This is a genomic window from Bradyrhizobium pachyrhizi (assembly GCF_001189245.1).
Taxonomy (GTDB): domain Bacteria; phylum Pseudomonadota; class Alphaproteobacteria; order Rhizobiales; family Xanthobacteraceae; genus Bradyrhizobium; species Bradyrhizobium pachyrhizi.
The window spans coordinates 183,860-193,481 of the sequence record NZ_LFIQ01000039.1; the positions used below are offsets into that span (position 1 = coordinate 183,860).

Below are 9,622 nucleotides of genomic sequence, written 5' to 3' on the forward strand. Positions count from 1 at the left end.
CACCATGGGTTGGTTTGGTTCAGCACCGGGACATGCATGACCGCCCAGCGACGAAGCTACGAGTCAGGTCACAAGCCGAAATGCCTCGTCATCGTTGACGACACTGCGGAATGGGACCGCGCGGTCTATTACGCCAGCCGGTGGGCGATCCGGGTCGGCGGCGGCGTCGTGATGCTGCGGGTGATCGAGACCGAGGACCAGAACCAGCAATGGCTCGGGGTCGCCGACATCATGCGCGCGGAGGCCGAGGAGGCCGCCAATGAGGCGCTCGACCGCGCCGCCGGCCGCGCCAACGGCATCGCCGCGATCACCCCGGAGCGGGTGATTCGCGAGGGCGACCCGATCGAACAGATCCTCGACGTGATCGACAAGGACGTCGATATCGCAGCGCTGGTGCTGGCCGCCAATCCGGGCGCCGAGGGGCCCGGGCCGATCATCACCACCATGGCCAAGACCATGGGGGCATTCCCGATCCCGGTGACCATCGTGCCGGGCGGCCTGACCGACGCCGAGATCGACGCCCTGTCCTAGCGCGTTACCGGCCCCGGACCCGCTTCCGGGCATGGGTATGAGCCTGGAACCGCGGTTTTGCGGCTTGATCGCGGGCTTTTTAGTTGCCATCTGACTCCTTGATTTGACGCGTTTTCTTCGCGAACCGGTGTCACTTCGCTCGAAAACGCTATAATGGAACCCAACGCGCCGGCCTTGAACCGGCGACGCCGGAGACAGCAGATGTTCATTCAGACCGAAGCCACGCCCAATCCCGCCACGCTGAAATTCATTCCGGGCCGCATGGTGCTCGACAGCGGGACGATGGAATTTTCCTCGCCCGAGTCCGCAGCGCGCTCGCCGCTCGCCGAACGGCTGTTCGCCGTATCCGGCGTCACCGGCGTGTTCTACGGCGGCGACTTCATCACCGTGACCAAAGCGGACGGCGACTGGCAGCACCTCAAGCCCGCGATCCTCGGCGCCATCATGGAGCACTACATGTCCGGCGCGCCGCTGCTCGCCGACGGCACCGCGGCCAGCGACGACGCCCGCGATGAGGAAGACGAGTTCTTCGACGAGGCCGACGCCGAGACGGTCGAGCAGATCAAGGACCTGATCGAGACCCGCGTGCGTCCCGCGGTTGCCAATGACGGCGGCGACATCACCTTCCGCGGCTTCAAGGACGGCATCGTCTATCTCAACATGAAGGGCTCCTGCGCTGGCTGCCCGTCATCGACCGCAACCCTGCAACACGGCATACAGAACCTGCTCCGGCACTTCGTGCCCGACGTGCAGGAAGTCCGGCCGATGTGATGGAGCGGCGAATGGCGCGTGGCGGATCGCGAATAGCATTCTCCTCTGGACCTCTATTCGCCATTCCCCATTTGCCATTCGCCCTCCCATGATGATTCTCGCCATCGATACGGCGCTCGACGCCTGCTCCGCGGCGGTGCTCGACACCACCTCCGGCAACACAATCGCCATTGAATCGCAGGCGATGCAGCGCGGCCATGCCGAGGCGCTGATGCCGCTGATCGCTCGGGTGATGAAAGAGAGCGGCATCGGCTTTGCCGGGCTCGACCGCATCGCCGTCACCACCGGCCCCGGCAGTTTCACCGGCCTGCGCGTCGGCCTCTCGGCGGCGCGCGGCCTGGCGCTGGCCGCGGAAAAGCCGGTGGTCGGACTGTCGACGCTCGCCGCCTACGCCGCGCCTGTCGTCGCCGAGAATGGCGCGTCTGCGATCCTGTCGGCGATCGATGCGCGGCATGATCACGTCTATTTCCAGCTGGTGGACGGCGACGGCAGCCCGATCATCAAGCCGAAGGTGGCGCCGATCGCGGAAGCGCTCGAGGCCTCCCAACACGGCGCGCTGCATCTGGTCGGCAACGCCGCCAATATCCTCGCCGAGCGCTGGCCCGCCGACGCGGCAACGCCGGTCAAGGTCGACCGGCAGCCCGCGCCCGATATTACCTGGGTCGCCTGGATCGGCGCGGCCGTGGATCCTGAAACCGCGCCGCCGCGGCCGTTCTATCTGCGTGCGCCCGACGCCAAGCCGCCGAAGGACCGGCTCGAGATCAGCACGCCGCGATCGACATGATCGGCTGGCTGTCACGATGGTGGGGTGGCGGCCCTCCCGCGGTCGAGGCCGCATCGCTGCGCGATGCGGCGCGACTCGCGCAATTGCACGGCGCGTCGTTTCATCGCGGCTGGGGCGAGGGCGAATTCGAGGCGATGCTGACCGAGCGCAACACGCTGGTGCACCGGCTGCGGCAAGGACGCAAGGTGATCGGCTTTGCCGTCTCGCGGATGGCGGCGGACGAGGCCGAAATTCTGTCGATTGCGATCGATTCCAATCAGCGCGGCCGCGGGCTGTCGCGCGACCTGCTGCTGACTCATCTCGGCCATCTTGCCGGCCGCGGCGTCCGCACCATCTTCCTCGAGGTGGAAGAGAACAATCAGCCGGCGCGACGGCTCTATGAAAAGGCCGGATTCGGCGTGATCGGCCGCCGCGAGCGCTACTACAAGCAGCCCGGCGGGGAACATTTGAACGCGCTTCTGATGCGGCGCGACTTGTCGTAACATCGGCGCGATGGCAGAACATCGCCCTGCTCTGCCATCCAAGGCCCAAGGACTGGCCAAGGACCTGCCAAGGACCCATGACGACGGTGAAAATCACGCCTGCGCAGAAGAATACCGGCATCGAGGCGCGCTGCGCCGCGACCGGCATGCGCATGACCGAACAGCGCCGTGTGATCGCACGCGTGCTGGCGGAGGCCATGGATCACCCTGACGTCGAGGAGCTCTACCGCCGCTGCGTGGCGGTCGACGACAAGATCTCGATCTCGACCGTCTATCGCACCGTCAAGCTGTTCGAGGATGCCGGCATCATCGAGCGCCACGACTTCCGCGAGGGCCGTGCGCGCTATGAGCAGATGCCCGAGAGCCATCACGACCACCTGATCAATCTGCGCGACGGCAAGGTGATCGAGTTCACCTCCGAGGAAATCGAGAAACTGCAGGCCGAGATCGCGCGCAAGCTCGGCTACAAGCTGGTCGATCACCGTCTCGAGCTGTATTGCGTCCCGCTCGACGAAGACAGCAAGTCGTAAGCCGGGTGAGTTTCGACCTCGTCATCTTCGATTGCGACGGCGTGCTGGTCGACAGCGAGGTGATCTCCTGTCGCGCGCATGCGGAGACGCTGACGCGGCACGGCTTTCCGATTACACCTGACGGCGTGCTGAAGCGCTTCCTCGGTGTGTCCGACCGCGAGGCGCGGCGGATCGTCGAAAGCGAGATCGGCCGCGCGCTGCCCGAGACCTTCGAGGCCGAGGTCAAGCACGCGACGCTGAGCTTCTATGCCGACGATCTCAGTGCGATCGCGCATGTCGGCGAGGCGATCGCCGCGCTCGGCTTACCGAAATGCGTGGCGTCGAGCGGCACGCCGGAAAAGATCCATCACGGCCTGACCTGCGCCGGGCTCTACGACCAGCTCGCACCGCATATTTTCTCCGCCACCCAGGTCAAGCGCGGCAAGCCGGCGCCCGATCTCTTCCTGTTCGCGGCGGCGCAGATGGGCGCCAGCCCGGCGCGCTGCGTCGTGATCGAGGACAGCGTGGCCGGCGTCACCGGCGCCCGCGCCGCCGGGATGACCGTGCTCGGATTTTACGGCGGCAGCCATTGCACGGCGGAACACGAGGACATGCTGCGCCAGGCCGGCGCGGCCGTCACCTTCGCCGATATGCGGAAATTGCCCGATTTGATCGCCCGGGTGGGGGCCAAAACCCCGGTTGTGTGAGCAATCTTCTCCTTCCCCTGAAAGGGGAAGGCCGGGATGGGGTTCCAGCCGCGGGCGCCGCTGCGTGCGGAGGGAGCTGATCCCCACCCGCTTTGCTCTGGCGAGCAAAGCGAGCCCCCCTTTTCAAGGGAGGTGACAGGACCAGCCCCGGACCGCTGGATTTTCCCCGGTTTAAGCTATATTTCAGCCCCGGCGCCCCGATGGCGCCGTTTCCATTTTTCGCTCTTAGGGTTCCATGACGACGCCGCGCAAGCTGCACATCAAGTCCTATGGCTGCCAGATGAATGTCTACGATGCGCAACGCATGGCGGACACGCTGGCCGGCGAGGGCTTTGTCGAGACCGCGAGCGCCGAAGACGCCGACCTCGTGATCCTCAACACCTGCCACATCCGCGAGAAGGCGTCGGAGAAAGTCTATTCCGAGCTCGGGCGGCTGCGCGTCGCCAAGGACGAGGCCGCGCGGGCGGGCCGCGAGATGAAGATCGCGGTTGCCGGCTGCGTCGCGCAGGCCGAAGGCGCCGAGATCATCCATCGCGCGCCGACCGTCGACATCGTGGTCGGGCCGCAGAGCTATCATCATCTGCCCGAGCTCTTGAAGCGCGCCAAGGCAAACGGCCGCGCGCTGGAAACGGAATTCCCGGTCGAGGACAAGTTCGGCTTCCTGCCGCAGCCGAAGCCGGATGCGATCCGCGCCCGCGGCATCTCCGCCTTCGTCACGGTGCAGGAAGGTTGCGACAAGTTCTGCACCTTCTGCGTCGTGCCCTATACGCGCGGCGCGGAAGTCTCGCGTCCGGTCGCCAGGATCATCGACGATGTGAAGCAGCTCGCCGACAATGGCGTGCGCGAATTCACGCTGATCGGACAGAACGTCAACGCCTATCACGGCGAAGGTCCCGACGGCCGCGTCTGGCCGCTCGGCAAATTGTTGCAGCGGCTCGCCACGATTCCCGGCGTCACGCGGCTGCGCTATTCGACCAGCCATCCGCGCGACGTCGACGACACCCTGATCGCGGCACATCGCGATTTGCCCGAACTGATGCCGTTCGTGCACCTGCCGGTGCAATCCGGGGCGGACCGGATCCTTGCCGCCATGAACCGCAAACATACCGCCGATGACTACCGGCGCGTCATCGACCGGTTCCGCGCCGCGCGGCAAGACATTGCTTTTTCATCAGATTTTATCGTGGGCTTCCCCGGAGAGACCGCGGAAGAATTTTCCGCCACCCTCGCGCTTGTCACGCAAATCGGATACGCTGCGGCGTATTCATTCAAATATTCGCCACGGCCGGGCACGCCGGCGGCGGAGATGCGGGAGACAGTGTCAGCAGCCGAGATGGACGAGCGCTTGGGGCGGCTTCAGGAATTGATCGACAGCCAGCAATCGGCCTTCAACCGGGCTGCGATTGGCACAACGGTCGATGTGCTGTTCGAGCGCGCCGCGCGCAATCCGGGCCAGATCGTCGGCCGCACCGCCTATCTGCAGCCCGCCCATGTGATGGCGTCGCCCGACATCATCGGCCAGGTCCTCCCGGTGAGGATCGACAGCCTCGAGCGCTACAGCTTGATCGGCGAGCTCGTAACGCGGCCCGCGCCCGGCCTCATTTCGCAGACCATTGGAGCCTGAAATCCTTGCCCAAAAGCGCATCGGATTCGTCTTCGCTCGCTCCCAGCCGCAAACCTGACCGCGACATGCAAATGCCACCTGAGACCCGGCCCCCTGAAACTCAGGTCGTCATCGATTTCGACGACAACCGCGCGGCATCCGCGCTGGTCGGCCCCTACGGACAGAATCTGGCGCTGATCGAGCGGCGGCTCGGCGTCGTGGTCGATTCCCGCGGCAATCATCTCACCATCGCAGGCTCCCGCGACGGCTGCGACGCGGCGCGGCGCGTGCTGGAGACGCTCTACGCGCAGGCCGTCGAAGGACACGACCTCGATCAGGGCGAGGTCGAAGGTGCGATCCGCGCCGTGATCGCGCAGGGCTCGCTGTTCGAATTCGACAACAAGACCGCCAAGCCGACCTTCGAGACCATCAATCTGCGCAAGCGTCCGGTGCGCGCCCGCACCGCGGCGCAGGATTCCTACATCCGCGCGCTGAAGCGGCATGAGTTGGTGTTCGGCATCGGCCCGGCCGGCACCGGGAAGACCTGGCTCGCGGTCGCCCATGCCGCGCAGCTGTTCGAGCGCAAGGAGGTCGATCGCATCATCCTGACGCGCCCCGCGGTGGAAGCCGGCGAGCGGCTCGGCTTCCTGCCCGGCGACCTCAAGGAGAAGGTCGATCCGTATCTGCGCCCGATCTATGACGCGCTGTACGATCTGATGGATGCCCGCGTCGTCGAGCGCGCGCTGCAGGGCAACGAGATCGAGATCGCCCCGCTCGCCTTCATGCGCGGCCGCACCCTGACCAATGCCGCCATCATCCTCGACGAGGCGCAGAACACCACGACGATGCAGATGAAGATGTTCCTGACGCGTCTCGGCGAGAACAGCCGGATGATCGTCACCGGCGATCCGTCGCAGGTCGACCTGCCGCATGGCCAGACCTCGGGGCTCACGGAAGCCGTGAAGCTGCTCGACGGCGTCGAGGGCATCGCGCAGGTGCATTTCAAGGCCGAAGACGTCATCCGCCATGAATTGGTGGCGCGCATCGTGGCCGCCTATGAGGGATTGCCGCAAAAGCCGGCAAACGCCAGATCTTGAGACCAATAGCTTCGGCCGCGAGCCCGCACGACGCGGGATCCGGCCATAACGCAGATTTTGAAACCAACGTGTCTGCTTTTCCTGCAACCGAGGTTCTCGTCACCGCCGAATGCTGGCAGGCCGAGCCCAATGCCGACGCGGTGATCCACCGCGCCATCGAGGCTGCCGCCGAAATCGCCGATGCCGATGTCGCCGACGCCGAGCTTGCGGTGATGCTGACCGACGATGCCGGCATCCGCACCCTCAACGCCAACTGGCGCAGCATCGACAAGCCGACCAACGTGCTGTCGTTTCCGGCGCTGCAGCCGGAAGGCGCCGGCGGATCCGACGATGCCCCGCGCATGCTCGGCGATATCGCGATCGCCTATGAGACGACGCGGCGGGAAGCCGATGAAGAGCAGAAACCGTTCGACCATCATTTGAGCCATCTCGCGGTGCATGGCTTCCTGCACCTGATCGGTTACGACCACGAGAACGACGACGATGCCGAGGACATGGAGGCGCTCGAGCGCGAGATCCTCTCTTCCCTCGGCATTCCCGACCCCTATGCGGATCGGATCGCCTGACATGCCGGATTCCGAACCGACCCACGACAACCCGCGCAACGTGAGCAACCTGCCCGCCGTGGTGCACGAGGGCGAGGTGCAGCGCCCCGCGGCCGAGGGCTGGCTGGTGCGCGCGATCCGCACGCTGTTCGGCTGGAAGGCCGGCTCGGTGCGCGACGATTTGCAGGTCGTGCTCGACGCTTCGACGCCCGACGATGTCGGCTTCTCGGCGATCGAGCGCACCATGCTGCGCAACATCCTGTCGCTGAACGAGCGGCGGATCGCCGACGTCATGGTGCACCGCGCCGACATCGTCGCGGTCAAGCGCGACATTCCGCTCGGCGAATTGATGAGCCTGTTCGAGAGCGCGGCGCATTCGCGGCTCGTCGTCTACAACGAGACCCTCGACGACCCCGAGGGCATGGTGCACATCCGCGACCTGCTCGCCTTTATGACCGCGAGAGCCCGCCTCACCGACGCGACCAAGACGAAGCGCAAGAAGCCGTTTCCGGCCGGGCTCGATCTGCGCAGCGTCGATCTCGCGCTGCCGCTGTCGGAAGCCAATATCATCCGCAAGCTGCTCTATATCCCGCCATCGATGCGCGCGATCGACCTGCTGGCGCAGATGCAGGCCTCGCGGATCCATCTCGCGCTGGTGGTCGACGAATATGGCGGCACCGACGGGCTGGTGTCGATCGAGGATATCGTCGAGCAGATCGTCGGCGAGATCGATGACGAGCACGATTCCGACGAGCCGCCGTCCATCGTGCGCCAGCCGGACCACTCCTTCATCGCCGATGCGCGCGCCAGCCTCGACGATGTCCGCTCGGTGATCGGCGAGGATTTCGTGATCGGCGACGCCGGCGAGGAGGTCGAGACGCTCGGCGGTTACCTCGTATCGTTCGTCGGACGCCTGCCGGTACGCGGCGAGGTGATTTCGGGGCCCGGCAATTACGAGGTCGAGGTGCTCGACGCCGATCCGCGGCGGGTCAAGCGCGTGCGCATCACCGCGCGCAAGGAACGGCCGACGCCGCGCAAGGAGCGCGAGCGGCGCCGCGAGCAGGCGCCGGACTCCGGAAACCCGCAGGCGAATGACAACATGCCGCCGCCCGGCGAGGGAGCCGGTCCGCAGTGAGGCTGTCCGACAAGCTCCGATCGATCGGCCTTGCAATCATCCTGACCTGGGGATGGAAACGCGCCGTCCTCGCGCTCACGGCCGGCGCGCTGTCTGCGCTGGCGATGGCGCCGTTCAACGCCTGGCCGGTTCTGTTTCTCACCTTTTCCATCGCGGTCTGGCTGATCGACGGCAGCGCGGCCGGCCGCTGGCGCGGCGTGCCCGCCGCGGCGCTGTCCGGCTTCTGGTTCGGCCTCGGCTATTTCGTGCCGGGCCTGTACTGGATCGGCTACGCCTTCTTCGTCGATGCGGACACCTTCGCCTGGCTGACACCGTTCGCGGTGCTCGGCCTGCCCGCCTATCTCGCTTTGTTCACCGCGTTCGGCTTCGCGCTGGCGCGGCTGATCTGGCCGCGCGACGCTTCGCGCGTGCTGGCGCTCGCGGTCAGCCTGACGGTTTCGGAATGGCTGCGCGGCCATCTCCTCAGCGGCTTTCCGTGGAATGCGTTCGGCTACGCACTGACCGAGCCGCTGGCGCTGGCACAGACCGCGTCGCTGATCGGGCTGTGGGGCATGACGTTCCTGGCCGTCGCGATCTTCGCAAGCCCGGCCGTGTTGATCGACGGCGGCTCGCGCGGCCGCAAGCCGTGGCGCGCGCCGGTGGCCGCGGTGCTGGTGCTGGCGGCAATGCTGGCGTTCGGCGTGATCCGCCTCGCGCAGCAACCGACAAGGATGGTCGATGGCGTCAAGCTGCGCATCATGCAGCCCGATTTGCAGCAGGACGCCAAGTTCAACTACTCCGCCAAGGCGGCGGTGATGCAGAAATATCTCACCCTGTCGGATCGCGCCTCAGGGCCGCACGCCACGGGCGTGAAGGATGCCACCATCCTGATCTGGCCGGAATCCGCGTTTCCGTTCTTCCTGACCAAGGAAGCCGACGCGATGGCGCAGATCGCCGACTTGCTGCCGAAGGGAACCGTGCTGATCACCGGTTCGGTGCGCGCGCCCGATCTGCCGCCCGGCGTCCGCGTGACGCGCGCCTATAATTCCATCTACGTCATCGACCACGACGGCAGCGTGCTCGCGGTCTATGACAAGCTGCATCTTGTCCCGTTCGGAGAATATCTGCCGTTCCAGGATTTGATGGAGAAGCTCGGCTTCGTGCAGCTCACCAAGGTGCAGGGCGGCTACATTCCCGGCACGATCCGACGGCCGCTCGATATTCCGAACGCACCGCGCGCCCTGCCCGTGATCTGCTACGAGGCGATCTTTCCCGGCAATATCGTGAGCCGCGACGACCGTCCCGGCTGGATCGTCAATGTCACCAATGACGGATGGTTCGGAATCTCGACCGGCCCTTACCAGCACCTGCAACAGGCCCGGCTGCGCACCATCGAGGAAGGCCTGCCGATGGTCCGCGCCGCAAATACGGGCGTCTCGGCCGTCATCGACCCGGTTGGCCGGATCGTCGCACAACTCG

At 66.0% G+C, this 9,622-nt stretch carries 11 protein-coding genes; all 11 read left to right on the plus strand.

The window, feature by feature from the left end; all coding sequences use genetic code 11:
• Window positions 1–36: 36 nt before the first annotated feature.
• A complete protein-coding gene (locus AKL29_RS05635) occupies window positions 37–531 on the plus strand; it encodes a universal stress protein (RefSeq protein ID WP_050383417.1) in 495 nt (164 codons plus the stop codon).
• 201 nt (window positions 532–732) lie between these two features.
• Window positions 733–1,302, plus strand: coding sequence for a NifU family protein (locus tag AKL29_RS05640; protein ID WP_028335524.1), 570 nt, complete (start codon window positions 733–735; stop codon window positions 1,300–1,302).
• Window positions 1,303–1,390: 88 nt separating this feature from the next.
• Window positions 1,391–2,086, plus strand: coding sequence for a tRNA (adenosine(37)-N6)-threonylcarbamoyltransferase complex dimerization subunit type 1 TsaB (tsaB, locus tag AKL29_RS05645; protein WP_050383418.1), 696 nt, complete (start codon window positions 1,391–1,393; stop codon window positions 2,084–2,086).
• Window positions 2,083–2,568 (plus strand): ribosomal protein S18-alanine N-acetyltransferase, encoded by a 486-nt coding sequence (gene rimI, locus AKL29_RS05650; protein WP_050383419.1) that lies wholly within the window; start codon window positions 2,083–2,085, stop codon window positions 2,566–2,568. Before tsaB ends, rimI begins: the two co-directional genes overlap by 4 nt.
• Window positions 2,569–2,645: 77 nt before the next feature.
• A complete protein-coding gene (locus AKL29_RS05655; RefSeq protein ID WP_016840396.1) occupies window positions 2,646–3,098 on the plus strand; it encodes a Fur family transcriptional regulator in 453 nt (150 codons plus the stop codon).
• Window positions 3,099–3,103: 5 nt separating this feature from the next.
• Window positions 3,104–3,784 (plus strand): HAD family hydrolase, encoded by a 681-nt coding sequence (locus AKL29_RS05660; protein WP_050383420.1) that lies wholly within the window; start codon window positions 3,104–3,106, stop codon window positions 3,782–3,784.
• A 235-nt stretch (window positions 3,785–4,019) separates the two neighbouring features.
• Complete coding sequence (gene miaB, locus AKL29_RS05665; protein WP_050383421.1) at window positions 4,020–5,408, plus strand: tRNA (N6-isopentenyl adenosine(37)-C2)-methylthiotransferase MiaB; 1,389 nt, start codon at window positions 4,020–4,022, stop codon at window positions 5,406–5,408.
• A 5-nt stretch (window positions 5,409–5,413) separates the two neighbouring features.
• Entirely contained in the window at window positions 5,414–6,484 is a 1,071-nt protein-coding gene (locus AKL29_RS05670; RefSeq protein ID WP_080667141.1) for a PhoH family protein, read from the plus strand.
• A gap of 68 nt (window positions 6,485–6,552) precedes the next feature.
• Complete coding sequence (ybeY, locus tag AKL29_RS05675) at window positions 6,553–7,050, plus strand: rRNA maturation RNase YbeY (RefSeq protein ID WP_050383422.1); 498 nt, start codon at window positions 6,553–6,555, stop codon at window positions 7,048–7,050.
• A 1-nt stretch (window position 7,051) separates the two neighbouring features.
• Window positions 7,052–8,164, plus strand: a complete 1,113-nt coding sequence (locus tag AKL29_RS05680; protein ID WP_050383423.1) for a hemolysin family protein — start codon at window positions 7,052–7,054, stop codon at window positions 8,162–8,164.
• Window positions 8,161–9,622, plus strand: a 1,462-nt coding sequence (gene lnt / locus AKL29_RS05685) for an apolipoprotein N-acyltransferase (protein WP_244481769.1), incomplete at its 3' end; no start/stop codon positions are given. The genes AKL29_RS05680 and lnt, both read left to right, overlap by 4 nt.